14 protein-coding genes and 1 tRNA gene are annotated in these 13,094 nt (G+C 61.8%); 10 read left to right on the forward strand and 5 right to left on the reverse strand.

The features are described 5' to 3' along the window. Positions 1-2: 2 nt before the first annotated feature. Both D1222_RS06655 and D1222_RS06660 read left to right on the forward strand, forming a co-directional pair. A complete protein-coding gene (locus D1222_RS06655; protein WP_119453405.1) occupies positions 3-533 on the forward strand; it encodes a tetratricopeptide repeat protein in 531 nt (176 codons plus the stop codon). Next, positions 530-1,492 carry an alpha/beta fold hydrolase gene (locus D1222_RS06660; protein ID WP_119453406.1) on the forward strand — a complete coding sequence of 321 codons (963 nt, stop codon included), beginning with the start codon at positions 530-532 and terminating at the stop codon, positions 1,490-1,492. Before D1222_RS06655 ends, D1222_RS06660 begins: the two co-directional genes overlap by 4 nt. Here D1222_RS06660 and D1222_RS06665 read toward each other — a convergent pair. The 4 genes from D1222_RS06665 to msrA are packed head-to-tail and all read right to left on the reverse strand — an operon-like array spanning position 1,480 to position 5,559. Then, on the reverse strand, positions 1,480-3,081 hold the full coding sequence (locus D1222_RS06665; RefSeq protein ID WP_119453407.1) for an alkaline phosphatase: 1,602 nt from the start codon (positions 3,079-3,081) through the stop codon (positions 1,480-1,482). The two genes, D1222_RS06660 and D1222_RS06665, sit on opposite strands and share 13 nt — an antisense overlap. A 17-nt stretch (positions 3,082-3,098) precedes the next feature. Continuing rightward, positions 3,099-4,028, reverse strand: coding sequence for a DMT family transporter (locus D1222_RS06670; protein ID WP_119453408.1), 930 nt, complete (start codon positions 4,026-4,028; stop codon positions 3,099-3,101). A gap of 10 nt (positions 4,029-4,038) precedes the next feature. After that, a complete protein-coding gene (gene gluQRS / locus D1222_RS06675) occupies positions 4,039-4,884 on the reverse strand; it encodes a tRNA glutamyl-Q(34) synthetase GluQRS (RefSeq protein ID WP_119453409.1) in 846 nt (281 codons plus the stop codon). Positions 4,885-4,905: 21 nt separating this feature from the next. Beyond that, a complete protein-coding gene (msrA, locus tag D1222_RS06680) occupies positions 4,906-5,559 on the reverse strand; it encodes a peptide-methionine (S)-S-oxide reductase MsrA (protein WP_119453410.1) in 654 nt (217 codons plus the stop codon). A gap of 107 nt (positions 5,560-5,666) precedes the next feature. Here msrA and D1222_RS06685 point away from each other — a divergent pair. Next, positions 5,667-5,757: transfer RNA gene (locus D1222_RS06685), tRNA-Ser, on the forward strand. A gap of 60 nt (positions 5,758-5,817) precedes the next feature. Next, positions 5,818-6,420 (forward strand): hypothetical protein, encoded by a 603-nt coding sequence (locus D1222_RS06690; RefSeq protein ID WP_119453411.1) that lies wholly within the window; start codon positions 5,818-5,820, stop codon positions 6,418-6,420. 17 nt (positions 6,421-6,437) lie between these two features. Here D1222_RS06690 and D1222_RS06695 read toward each other — a convergent pair whose 3' ends face one another. Continuing rightward, positions 6,438-7,613 carry a CaiB/BaiF CoA transferase family protein gene (locus tag D1222_RS06695; RefSeq protein ID WP_119453412.1) on the reverse strand — a complete coding sequence of 392 codons (1,176 nt, stop codon included), beginning with the start codon at positions 7,611-7,613 and terminating at the stop codon, positions 6,438-6,440. 123 nt (positions 7,614-7,736) lie between these two features. On the opposite strand from D1222_RS06695, the gene D1222_RS06700 reads away from it, so the two are divergent. From D1222_RS06700 to D1222_RS06725, 6 genes are read left to right on the forward strand one after another with little or no spacing between them, the layout of a single operon-like run. Further along, complete coding sequence (locus D1222_RS06700) at positions 7,737-8,495, forward strand: phosphoribosylanthranilate isomerase (protein WP_119453413.1); 759 nt, start codon at positions 7,737-7,739, stop codon at positions 8,493-8,495. Continuing rightward, the gene (gene trpB / locus D1222_RS06705; protein WP_182481882.1) at positions 8,416-9,627 is read left to right on the forward strand and encodes a tryptophan synthase subunit beta; all 1,212 of its coding nucleotides are present in this window, start codon (positions 8,416-8,418) and stop codon (positions 9,625-9,627) included. The genes D1222_RS06700 and trpB overlap by 80 nt, the downstream gene beginning before the upstream one ends. Positions 9,628-9,630: 3 nt before the next feature. Beyond that, complete coding sequence (gene cutA, locus D1222_RS06710; protein ID WP_119453415.1) at positions 9,631-9,960, forward strand: divalent-cation tolerance protein CutA; 330 nt, start codon at positions 9,631-9,633, stop codon at positions 9,958-9,960. Then, complete coding sequence (gene trpA / locus D1222_RS06715) at positions 9,960-10,787, forward strand: tryptophan synthase subunit alpha (protein WP_119453416.1); 828 nt, start codon at positions 9,960-9,962, stop codon at positions 10,785-10,787. The genes cutA and trpA overlap by 1 nt, the downstream gene beginning before the upstream one ends. A 27-nt stretch (positions 10,788-10,814) precedes the next feature. Then, positions 10,815-11,804, forward strand: a complete 990-nt coding sequence (locus D1222_RS06720; protein ID WP_119453417.1) for an acetyl-CoA carboxylase carboxyltransferase subunit beta — start codon at positions 10,815-10,817, stop codon at positions 11,802-11,804. Beyond that, entirely contained in the window at positions 11,801-13,069 is a 1,269-nt protein-coding gene (locus tag D1222_RS06725) for a bifunctional folylpolyglutamate synthase/dihydrofolate synthase (RefSeq protein ID WP_119453418.1), read from the forward strand. Before D1222_RS06720 ends, D1222_RS06725 begins: the two co-directional genes overlap by 4 nt. The last annotated feature ends 25 nt before the right edge of the window (positions 13,070-13,094 follow it).

Raw genomic sequence — 13,094 nt, forward strand, 5'->3', positions numbered from 1 at the left:
GCATGCTCAAGGCTCTCTTCATCGCCAGCGTCATCACCGCCAGCGGCCCGCAATACGGGCCGAGTGACGAGATGTTCGACGAGCTGAAGAACGCCCCCAGCGAGGAAGAAGCGAGCTCTACCGCCACGGATATCTGGGCAGCCTGGCTCGAAAGCGGCTCAGCCGCTGCAGATCTTGTGATGCAGCGCGCCGTGGAAGCCCAGAATCTCGGTGATCTGGAACTTGCGCATGAGCTTCTCGACCGCGTGATCGCCATCCAGCCAACCTATGCCGAAGCCTATACCCGGCGCGCCGCCCTGTTTCTTGTAGATGAGAACTTCCCCGAAGCCCTGCGCGACCTCAACGAGGCGATCCGGCTGGAGCCGCGTCACTTCGGGGCGTGGACAGGGCTTGGCAGGATCCTCGAAACGCTCGGCGCAAAGGATGAAGCACTGGAAGCCTACCGCGAGGCGCTGAAAATCTATCCAACGCTTCAAGTCGCGCGCGCCGCTGAATCGCGCCTTGTGCGCGAGCAGAACGGTCAGGGGCTTTGAAGATCGTTCTTACCGGCCTCACACTGCTGCTCGCGTTGAGTGGTATAGGCGCCTGCGTCCACAGCGCAGTCTACACCAGCAATGTCGAAGAGAAGTACCCGCCGATCGGGAGCATGGTCGATGTGAACGGCAAGCCCGTCCATGTCATCGAAGCGGGCGAGGCGTCCGCGCCGCCCGTCCTGATGATCCACGGGGCCTCGGCCAATGCACGGGAGTTCACCTTCACCCTCGCGCCGCTCTTGCAGGATGATTTCCGCGTCCTGATGGCGGACCGGCCCGGCCATGGCTATTCAGGCCGTCCGGAAGCGTCCGAAACGCTCGAGGTGCAAGCCGCGCAGATGGCGGGCGTCCTCAGACAGCTCGCGCCAGAGCAGAAAGCCGTCATCGTCGGCCACTCCTATGGCGGCGCGGTCGCGCTCCGGCTGGCGCTCGATAATCCGGATCTTGTGAGCGGCGTCGTCCTTCTCGCACCTGTCACGCATGACTGGGGCGGGGGCGGCGAGACCTGGTACAACAAGATTGCAGGCCCGCCCGTGATCGGGCCGATCTTCTCGCAGCTCGTTCCGCTCGTCGCACCGTCCATGGTGAAAAGCGGCATCGACGGCGTGTTCGATCCGAAAGATGCGCCGGACGGCTATTATTCAGATGCCGCGGTCGGCCTTCTTTTCCGCCCACCAAGCTTCCGCGCGAATGCTGATGACATGAATGTGCTGCAGGACGAACTCGCAGCCCAGCAGGACCGCTATCCCGAGCTCAGCATGCCGGTCGTGCTTTTTTCAGGCGCCAGGGACACTGTGATCGATCCAAAGCTCCATGCAGGCAAGATCAAGCATCAGGTCGGCGGCTTTGAACTCGTCAAACTGCCTGACACAGGCCACATGCCCCATCACCATCATGGCGACGAGATTGCGGACGTTATCCGCCGCCTCGCCGCCAGGAATGATGATCAGTCTTCGTAGGTGACGAGGCCGCTCGCGCGTCCCATCACATGGAAGATCTCGTGCTGCTCGATCGTGCCGCGGAATAGCTCTGCGCCCGGGCCGCTGGCGTATAGAGGCACATCCTCACCCGCATGCGTTTCGGAGCCCTGGAACACCAGTGCTTGCTGCTGGAAATTCTTCGCGGTCGTATCAACGTCGGAAAGGTCAGCGCGTGCGCAGTCCTCTTCGCCCGGGGGGCAACCTGTTTCGCCATTCGCATAGCCCAGCGTGGTGTACGGCTTGCCATCATCAGCGCGCGCAAGACCGCCCGGCCCGTAGGCCACCTTGCCGAGGATCGGATTGCCGCGCGCCGGATACCCAGCGAGTGTCAGCGTGTGGGAATGGTCAGCGGTCACGATGATCAGCGTGTCTTCAGCATCGGTCATGTCGAGCGCCGCCCGAACCGCCTCATCCAGAGCGGCCGTGTCGCCAAGTGCGCGGGCCGCGTTCACGCCGTGATGGGCGTGATCGATGCGGCCGGCCTCAACGAGCAGTACATAACCTTCGTCATCCTGGGAGAGGCGCGTGATCGCGGCGCTGGTCAGTTCAGCCAGCGACGGCTCACCTGCCGGGTCTTCGGCGCGGTCGAGTTCGTACTGCATGTGCGATGGTTCAAACAGGCCGAGGACGCGGGTGCTGCTCGCAAAGTCCACCGCGTCAAATCCGGCCTGATCTGTGATGTAGACATGGTCGTCAGACTTCGCGGTCCAGACTTCGGTGAGGTCGGCCTCATCGACGCGGCGACCTGCAGCTTCGCCGGTTTCCGGGTCTGTCACGCTGGCGGGGAAGAAGGCGCCGCGGCCACCGCCCAGGACAACTTCGAAGCCGTCACCGGCGTCCCAGTCGACCAGCTGGCGGGCGATGTCCTTACAATCGGTGCCGCCGAGCTGATTGTCGTCTTCCCAGTTGCGGTCAGCACTCTCGGCATAAGTCGCTGCTGGCGTTGCATGCGTGATGCGGGCGGTCGACACAATGCCGGTCGCGAGGCCTGCCGCTTCCGCAATCTCGAAGATGGAATCGGTGCCCTGCCCGCCCACTGACGCGCAATTGCCATAGGCGATGCCGGACCGCAGCCCGAGCGTGCGCGACAGCGTCTTGATGCCGGACATCATCGCCGTCGCCGTCGATGCGCTGTCGGCAACCTGTGCGTCATGGCTATAGGTCTTGGAGAAGGCCGAATAGGGCAGGCTTTCCATGGCGAGCCGGTAGCTTTCACCATCGAGGCCTTTTTGCTGGCCTGCATAGATCCGGCCAGCGGTGATGGTCGACACACCCATACCGTCACCGACGAACAGGATGACATTCTTGGCACGCGGCACGAAATCCTCGCCTGCGCGCGCCTGAACGGAGGCTTTAGCGGACACATAGTAATCATCGCCGGCCTGTTGCGGCGTGACGCCTGCGCGCGTGAGCGCCGTCGTGATTTCAGCCTCCGCTTCCTCCATTGGCGGCACGGCCGCATCAACTGGGGCCACTTCGGCTGGCGCGGTTGCGCAAGCGGCGAGCGCCGCGCTGCTGGTCATCGCAAGAAGGAGCGCGCGGAAGGCGCCGTTATTGGACTTCGTCATTGCGGGAATCTCCTGTGTCAGGCGCGGTTTGTAACTTCGGCTTGTGACGGTTTTGACGCAGTCTGCCTGCGGCGCTTCACCCCGCCTTGCGACAGCCAGATGCCCAGCAGGATGAGGGCGGCGCCCCCGCCCTGCAGGATGGTCAGCGACTCACCAAATAGCTGCCAGGACAGGCCAGCGGCAAAGACGGGCTGGATCAGAACGATAATGCCGGCAACGGCGGCTGGCGTGCGGCCAAGCCCGGCAATAATCAGCCCCTGACCGCCGACTTGTGCAACGAGGGCGAGGAAGAGCGGGGCAGCGAAGCCCTGCGGCGTTTCCGGCAGGAAAGACTCGCCAGACGCAAGCACGACCAGACCGGCCACGACGGCCTCAGTGACGGTCAGCCAGAAAATGACATCCATCGCGCCAAGCGTGTTGCGGGACATTTTCGAGAATAGCATGTAGCCCGCAACCATGATCGCTGCGCCAACGGCCAGAAGGTCACCGCGAATATCGGCCTGACCATTCGCGCCGCCGCCTTGCGACAGGGCCGCTGCACCAGCGACCGCCACAGCGACCGCGACGAACCAGATCGGCTTTGGGCGCTCCTTCAGGACCAGCCATGCGACGAAGCCGACACAGACATTGCCCATATTTACGATAAAGGTTGCGTTCGCGACCGTGGTCATTGTCAGCGCCCAGTGCCACAGCGCGATATCAAGCGCGAACAGCGTACCTGCGAGGATGATCAGCGGTGTGATCTTTTTCGGCATGCGCCGCTCGATGCCGACCAGCAGGACAAACAGCATCGGGATGGCAAACGTATAGCGCCAGAAAGCGATGGCCTGCGGGCCCATCGTATCAAGACCCATGCGCAGGCCGATCGGCGCAAGTCCGATGCAAAGCCCGCCCAGAAGCAGCAAGAGAGGGCCGAGCCAGGGGCGGCTGTTTGCGGTGTCGCTCATACTGTCTGCCTCAAACGCCTGCGAGCCTTTTAACGTCTCGTGGCGTTAAACCCGCCTCGCGAAGACTCGCAAGACTTTGTGATTCAAAGCGTTTCGCCAGCTTCTGCCCATCCGGGCCGAGGATCAGCGGATGGTGGGTATAGATGGGTGTTGGCCAGCCCATAAGCGTCTGTAACAAAACATGAATATGGGCAGCATCCTCAAGGTCGGTGCCGCGTATCACATGGGTAATCCCCTGCAGCGCATCATCATGTGTGCACGCGACATGATAGGCCGTGGGCGCGTCCTTGCGGGTGAGGTTGATGTCGCCGTGAAGGTCTGGCCGGGCCTTTTCTATGCGCGTCTGCCCATCGAGATCGCGGACGTCGAAGCTCAGCCGGTCATAGTCCGGCCCGAGATAGTCGCGGCATTTATCGAGAGACAGCCGCCACGCAAAAGGCGCTTCCTGTGACAGGCGCTCGGCTTCAAGCTCGGCGGGTAAGGGCTGGCCCGTAAAGGGGCTGCCGGGGGCAAGGCCTGCCGCTTCGGCCTCTGCGGCCATTTCGGTTCGTGTGCGGAAACAGCGATAGGTCAGACCAAGCTCGCTCAGGCGCTCCACAACCCGGTCATAATCCTGAAAATGCTCTGACTGGATGCGCGGCGTGTCCGCCCATTCAAAGCCGAGCCAGGCCAGATCTTCCAGAATGCCGACGGTAAATTCCGGCCTGCAGCGCGTCTGGTCGATATCCTCGATGCGAAGCAGGACGTCTCCGCCCGCACGCTCTGCTGCCTTCCAGACATGAAAGGCAGAGGCCGCGTGGCCAAGATGCAATCTTCCGGTCGGAGATGGCGCAAAGCGGGTCAGGAAATCGCTCACCCGGCCCGCTTAGCAAAAAGATCAGGCGCTGACACCCGTCGGCATCGGACAGGACACGCCCGTGCCACCGATCCCGCAATAGCCATTGGGGTTCTTGGCGAGATATTGCTGGTGATAGTCCTCAGCGTGATAGAACTCATCCAGCGGGCGGATTTCAGTTGTGATCTGGCCGCGGCCAGACTCCTTGAGTGCCTTCTGGAAGGTTTCGCGCGTCGCGGCTGCGATCTTTTCCTGCTCTTCGGTCGTGGTGAAAATGGCAGACCGGTATTGCGTGCCGATATCATTGCCCTGGCGCATGCCCTGCGTCGGGTCATGGTTTTCCCAGAAGGCCTTGATGAGATCGCTCGCCGTCACCTTGGCAGGGTCATAGACGACGCGCACGACTTCGGTGTGGCCCGTCTTGCCTGAACAGGTTTCTTCATAGGTCGGGTTGGGCGTCTCACCGCCAGCATAGCCAGCCTGCGTGACCCAGACGCCGTCCATCTGCCAGAAAATACGCTCCACACCCCAGAAACAGCCCATGCCGAAGACGATTTCCTCAAACCCGTCTGGGACGGGTGCACTCATATCGTTGCCGTTCACGAAATGGATGTCGGATGTCGGTATGGCCTTCTCGCGGCCGGGCAGCGCCTCGCCCTTTGCGGGCAGTTCAGCGGGCTTGCGGGTAAAGAACATGGGGTTCGTCCTTTCGATGTCTCACCCCCAATATGGGAATTCAGCAGCGCAGAAACAATCACGGGCTTGCGGTTGCCTAGCACCTTCCTCTATAGACGCGCCCTTGTGGTGAGGTGGCCGAGTGGTTGAAGGCGCACGCCTGGAACGCGTGTATACGGTAACCCCGTATCCAGGGTTCGAATCCCTGTCTCACCGCCACTTTCCTTTTCTACTGAAAAGCTTTGAAACCTCATCCGGCCATCTCGCGTTCGCGCCGGGATGTTGGACTTCATCAGCAATAATTCCTCGGCCATCAGTGCGCTTGCAAATGTGATCATGGTGCTGGTGTGGGTGATTTACCTTCAGCTCATGCTGAACGGAATTGTTCGCCAGCGCCGCTCCAGCCTGATTATCTCTTCTTCGCTGAAGTCAGATGCCGCCGCGCGGTGCTTCATCTCGAATATGAGTGAAGGCAGCTTTCACATCCAGAACCTGACAGCGCGCATCAAAAAGGACGGCGAGGACCTTCTTAGCGACATAACAGAGCCAGCCGCAGACAATCACACCCGGTCTTTCCAGACCCCGCTCTCACATGGCGAGGCGCTGGAGCTTGGCTCATTTGATGAATTGCTTGAGCGCTTCTCAGTTGAGCACGGCGACGTCGATACCGGCGGGCATGACCGCGACAATCCGCTGGAGTTCGACGTCACCATTGTTGGCATCCACGGGCCCAGCCGCAAGCCTGTCGCCGCGCGTCGACGGTTTGGACTCTACCGCGACCGGGGAACGCTACGTGCGCGCGGCATGACGCGCGAGACCGAGCAGTTTCGCTGGGGGCCGCGCAGGCGCCGCATCGTCGAAGCCAATCAGGTCATCAATTAGGGGCGTAGCCGAGCGTCCTAATCGTCATCTGCAGGCGCGAGCCCAAGCTCACGCAGCACGTCTTCTGTGTGCTGGCCGAGGCGGGGCGCGGGCGTGATTTCACGCTCCGCCTGACCCACGAAGCGCACGGGCGGCTTGACCTCCCAATAGGCGCCTTCGCTTGGGTGTTCGCGCCGGGTAAAGAAATCGACCGCCTTCAGATGTGGGTCTTCGCGCAGGTCTGAAATATCATTGACGCGCGCGGCCGGAACGTCGGCCTTGCCGAGGATGTCGAGCAACTGTTCGGTCGTAAAGTTCACGAAATGCGCCTGAACGCGGGACATCAGATAGTCGTGATTGAAGAACCGGCCGCGATAATCATTGATCCGCTCGTCTTCCAGCTCTTGCGGTTGGCCAATGGCGTCGAACAGCGTCACCCAGCGATGGTCGACATAAGGGGCGATCGTGATCCAGCCATTCTGCGTGCGCACCGGCTGGCGGGAGGGGTCGATCTGGCGCTGGTAATAGTAGGGCCCGACGGGTGGGTCGAAGGCGGCCTCATAGAAGTGCTCTTCCAGCAGGAATGACGAAATGCACTCAAACATCGGCACTTCGACATGGACTGCCTCGCCCGTCCGCGCGCGATGATGCAGTGCCGCCAGCGTCGCATACATGGCATGCAGGCCAGATACCTTGTCGGCAAAGGCCGTTGGCAGGAAGCGCGGCGCTTCATTCCCATCGACTTGCGGCAAGAGGTTGCAGGCGCCTGCCAGCGACTGGATCAAGTCATCATAGGCAGGCTTGCCCGCATAGGGGCCTTCAGTGCCGAAGCCGAGACAATGGACGTAAACAATATCAGGCCGGATTGCCTTCACTTCCTCAAACGTCAGGCCCAGCCGGGCGACGGCATCGGGACGGATATTGTGGATGAATACATCGCTCGCCTCAATCAGCTTCCTGATCGCTGCCTTGCCTTCATCAGACTTCATGTCCCAGACGACGGAACGCTTGCCGCGATTGATCGTCATGTGGCACGGTCCCATGCCGCGTGTATTGGCCGAACGGCCAACATTGCGGAACGTGTCCCCGCTATCAGGCTCAAGCTTCACGACATCAGCGCCCATGTCCGCCAGCGTCTGCGTACAATAAGGGCCAAAGATCACCGTGGTCATGTCGGCGATCTTGATATCGGACAATAGCGAGGTGGCGGGCATGGCAATCTCCTTCGGCCGCTATTCAGCAAGCTTGAGCGCTTTCGTAAACATTCCGCAGTAAGGTTACGCCGGGTCAAAGCGCGTCCGCTTGACAGCGGCGCGTCCGAAGCTGACCTAGGCGGCATGGCAGAGGTCAAGATTTGCGGAATTTCGGACGCCGACATGGTGAAGGTCGCTGCGGAGGCAGGGGCTGACTGGGTCGGGTTCGTCCTTGTGTCTGCCAGTCCGCGAAACGTGCTCGGTAGTGGGGCGTCCCGGTTCGATCAGATCACGGATCTGATGCTGACCGCCGCGACCAACAATGTGCGGTCGGTCATTCTTTTGGCAGACCCGGAGCCTGCCATCCTGCGCGGTGTGGGCGGCGCCGTCATGCCAGACGTGTTCCAGCTGCATGGACAGGAGTCGCCAGAATTTGTCGCTAATCTACGCGCCAGCCTGCCCTCATCCGTTGAGGTCTGGAAAGCGGTTGGCGTTTCGTCGCGCGAGGAGCTTGACGACGCCGCCCATCGCTATCGGGCGGCAGACCGGCTGCTGATTGACGCCAAGCCGCCAGAGGGGGCGACCCGGACAGGCGGGCACGGCGCCGCTTTTGACTGGTCCATTCTGGAGGGGTGGGAAGCTTCGAAGCCTTGGCTCCTTGCCGGAGGCCTCACCCCGCACAATGTAGCGGGCGCAATAAAGGCAACCGGGGCATCCGCTGTCGATGTATCGTCAGGCGTTGAACGCCAGCGCGGCATCAAGGATGCCGACCTCGTGCGTACCTTCATTGCGGCGGCGAAAAGTGCAGATTATGAGGGCTCTCATGAACAAGCCAAACACATGGGCACAATGGCCCGACGAGAAGGGCCGCTTCGGCGAATTTGGCGGGCGCTACGTCGCTGAAACGCTGATGCCGCTCGTCCTCGAGCTCGAGGATGAGTACCGCGCCGCCAAGAAGGACCCTGCCTTCCTGTCCCAGATAGACGACCTCTGGCGCAACTATGTCGGCCGTCCGTCTCCGCTCTATCATGCAGAGCGGATGAGCGAGCATTTTGGCGGGCCTAAAATCTATTTCAAACGCGACGAGCTCAATCATACTGGCGCGCACAAGATCAATAACTGCCTCGGCCAGGTCCTGCTCGCCATGCGGATGGGCAAGAAGCGCATCATCGCTGAGACCGGCGCGGGCCAGCACGGCGTTGCGACCGCGACGGTCTGTGCGCGTTTTGGCCTGAAATGCGTCGTCTTCATGGGCGCCACCGATGTTGAGCGTCAAAAGCCGAACGTCTTCCGTATGAAGATGCTGGGCGCCGAGATCGTGCCTGTGTCTTCCGGTACCGGTACCCTCAAGGACGCCATGAATGAGGCGCTGCGCGACTGGGTCACCAATGTGCACGACACGTTCTACGTGATCGGCACTGCGGCGGGCCCGCATCCCTATCCGGAACTGGTGCGCGACTTCCAGTCGGTCATCGGTCAGGAAGCCAAGAGCCAGATGATGGAACGCGAAGGCCGCCTGCCTGATGCAGTCATGGCCTGTATCGGTGGCGGCTCGAACGCGATCGGCCTCTTCCACCCCTTCATCGAGGATGAAGGCGTGCGCCTGATCGGTGTCGAAGCCTCCGGCCATGGCATTGAGACTGGCCAGCACGCCGCGGCCCTCAATGGCGGCAAACCCGGCATCCTGCACGGCAACAAGACCTATCTCCTGCAGACCGATGACGGCCAGATCATCGATGCGCACTCGATTTCTGCCGGTCTCGACTATCCGGGCATCGGGCCGGAGCACGCTTTCCTGCGCGACACGGGCCGGGCCGAATACCTCACCTGTACCGACAAAGAAGCGCTCGAAGGCTTCCAGCTCTGCACGCGGCTTGAAGGCATCATTCCCGCGCTGGAGCCTGCCCACGCGATCGCCCGCCTGGGCGATGTCTGCGAGACAATGGACAAGGACCAGATACTGATCATGAATCTCTGCGGGCGCGGCGATAAGGACATCTTCTCTGTCGCCGAGCATCTCGGCATGGAGATCTAGGCGATGACCAAAGCGCTCCTCATACGGATCACCTGCCCCTCGCAGGACGTTGCCCAGCAGATCGCCGATGCGGCCGTTGAAATGCGGCTAGCCGCTTGTGGCAATATCGAAGGCCCGGTCTCTTCTACCTATCTCTGGAAAGGCGTTGTAGAGCAGGCATTCGAGCACATTCTCTGGCTGAAATCGGTCGAAGGCTGCTGGGAAGCGCTGGAAACCCTCGTAACGAGCCTCCACCCCTACGACATACCAGCTATGGTAGCCTGGCCTTGCACTCATGCGCTGGGTGAGTATGCAGCGTGGCTTGAAGAAAATACGGAAGCGCCTTCCCGCTAATGCCGACATCCCGAATTACTGCACGGTTCGACAAGGTTCGCGCCGAAGGCCGCGCCGCACTGGTCAGCTATATCATGGCGGGCGACCCCGACCTTGAGACTAGCTACAAGGCGCTTTGCGCCCTGCGCGACAATGGCGCCGACATCATTGAGCTTGGCGCACCTTTCACTGACCCGATGGCAGATGGCCCGGCGATCCAGCGCGCTGGCCAGCGCAGCCTGAAAGCCGGCACGAAGCTTACCGACGTTCTGGCGCTGGCAAAACGCTTTCGCGAAGACGACAAGGACACGCCGCTCATCCTGATGGGCTATGCCAACCCGGTCTTCCACCTTGGTTATGGCGCTTTTGCAGATGCGGCCGCCGATGCCGGGATCGATGGCACGATCCTCGTCGACCTGCCGCCCGAGGAAGATCATGAGCTGCGCGAAGCCTATGCGCGCCATGAGATTTCTGTCATCCGGCTGGCCACGCCGACCACGACCGACAAGCGCATTGCAAAGGTCGCTGAGGGCGCTTCGGGCTTTCTCTACTATGTCGCCGTTGCCGGCGTGACCGGGTCCGGCTCTGCCGATCCGGAAGATATTCGTGAAGGCGTGGAGCGTGCCCGGCGCGTTTCGGGCCTCCCTGTCTGCGTCGGATTCGGCGTACGAACGGGGGAACAAGCCGCCGCCATGGCCGCTATTGCAGATGGGGTTGTCGTCGGGTCCGCATTCGTGGATCATGTACGAACATCTCTGGAAGCGGGCACGCCGGACGAAATCCCATCCAAGATCGGCGCGCTGGCAGCAGAACTGTCTGGCGCCCTCGCCGATACACGGCGAAACTAGGCAGTACAGTTTAGGAGTGACTCTGACATGAACTGGCTCACCAATTTCAGAACGCCCGGTTTGAAGACTTTCCTGTCTTCGAAGAAGGACACGCCCGATAATCTCTGGGTCAAATGCCCCAAATCCGGTGAGCTCGTCTATCGCTCCGACCTGGAAGAGAGCTGGTATGTCACCCCGGCAGGCGCGCATCTTCGCATTTCGCCGCGCCGCCGTTTCCGTCTCTTCTTCGACAATGAGCGCTGGGAGCCGGTGCAGCTTCCGCCTGTTCCGCAGGACCCGCTCAAATTCCGCGATGACAAGCCTTACCCGTCCCGCCTGAAGGCCGCCAAGTCCAAGCTGGCCGCCCGCGAGAAGGAAGAAAGCCCGGACGCGAGCCCGCCAATCTCGCAGGAAGACTGCATGGCGGCCGCCTTCGGACGTATCAAGGGCAAGCCCGCCGTCGTTCTCGTACAGGACTTTGCCTTCATGGGCGGCTCGCTCGGCATGGCAGCCGGTGAAGCCTTTATCGCGGCAGCCCAGCTTGCCGTTGCCCGCAAGGCCGCTTTCATCGTCTGTACCGCTTCTGGCGGTGCGCGCATGCAGGAAGGGACACTTTCCCTCATGCAGATGCCGCGCACGACGCTCGCCATCGATGAAGTTCGCGAAGCTGGTCTTCCCTATATCGTTGTCCTGACCGACCCGACTTCGGGCGGTGTTTCGGCCTCCTATGCGATGCTTGGCGACGTTCATATCGCTGAGCCGGGCGCCATGATTGCGTTCTCCGGCCCGCGCGTGATCGAGCAGACCATCCGCGAGAAACTGCCGGACGGCTTCCAGCGCTCTGAATTCTTGCGCCAGAAGGGCCAGGTCGATATCGTCAGTGACCGCCGCGAGCTGAAAGCAACAGTCGGGCGTCTTCTCGCCCACCTGATGCCGAAACGCGCGACGGACGAGACGCCGATCGGGCCGCTCAAGGCGCCGTTGGCCGACGTCCCGGCACCGGACTCCAAGGACAAGTCCAAGGGCAAGAAAGCTTGATCGACGCCCAGCTTGGCGTCGAAACGGCGCTCAAACGGTTCGAACGCTACAATCCCAAAGACCGCATCCTCGCGCTCGACCGGCTTCTGGTCGTGCTGGAGGAGCTTGGCAATCCGCATCTAGATCTTCCCCCCGTCATCCATGTCGGCGGCACGAATGGCAAAGGCTCCACCACGGCCTTCATCCGCGCCATGGCAGAAGCGGCGGGCCTTTCCGTCCATACCTCCACCTCGCCGCATCTTGTTCGCTTCAATGAGCGGATCCGGCTCGCGGGCAAGCTGATCGAGGATGACTACCTCGTTTCCTGCCTCGAACGGGTCGAATCCGCCCTCAAGGGCCATCGCCAGATCACCCATTTCGAGGCGGCGCAGGCGGCCAGCTTCCTCGCCTTCCATGAGACCCCGGCTGACCTCCTCATTCTCGAGGTTGGCCTTGGCGGGCGGTATGATGCCTCCAATGTCATTCAGGCCGCCGCCTGTAGTGTTTTCTGCCCCATCGACCTTGATCATCAGGCCTTTCTCGGCAATACGATAACCAAGATCGCGACCGACAAGGCCGGCATTCTGAAGCCCGGTTGCCCGGCCGTTTCCGCCATCCAGAACGAAGAGGCGAAAGCCGCGCTGGAGGCCGAAGCCGCCCGCACTGGCAACGAGATCGACTTCCTCACCCCCGATGATCTCGCCCTTATCCAGCCACCGCTGGGCCTCTGGGGAGAGCACCAGTTTTCCAATGCTGCCCTCGCCGCCAAGGCGCTGAAAGCGGCGAATATTCAGGGCATTACCCCGGACGCCATCGCCAGGGGCGCCGCCTCCGCCCGCTGGCCTGCCCGAATGCAGCGGCTCTCGACCGGCCCCGTCACCGCACTGGCCGGTGAGAAGCCGGTCTGGCTCGACGGGGGGCATAATCCCCATGCGGGACGGGCGCTTTCTGCCGTGCTCGACACGCTAGACAGCGAAGAGCCTGCCAAGCGGACCATGCTCGTCTCGGCCATGCTGGCCAACAAGGATGCGCGCGGATTTTTCGCCGCCCTCAACCGGCCCGGCCTTCGCGTCTTTACCTGCCCCATCGACAATAATGAGAACAGTTTCACGCCAGACGAGCTCGCCAGTGCAGCCCGCGAGGCGGGCGCTGGCGCCGAGGCCCATCAGAGCTTCCGCGCGGCCATGGAAGCGGCCCGCGCGGCGGGCGCTGAGCGTATCCTGATCTGCGGTTCGCTCTATCTGGCGGGCAAGGTGCTGGCCCTGAATGATGAGCTGCCTGACTAGGTTTCGCTCTGAACCTCGCCCTTCG

Origin of the sequence: Henriciella algicola, assembly GCF_003576245.1 — a bacterium.
GTDB classification, from domain to species: Bacteria; Pseudomonadota; Alphaproteobacteria; order Caulobacterales; family Hyphomonadaceae; genus Henriciella; species Henriciella algicola.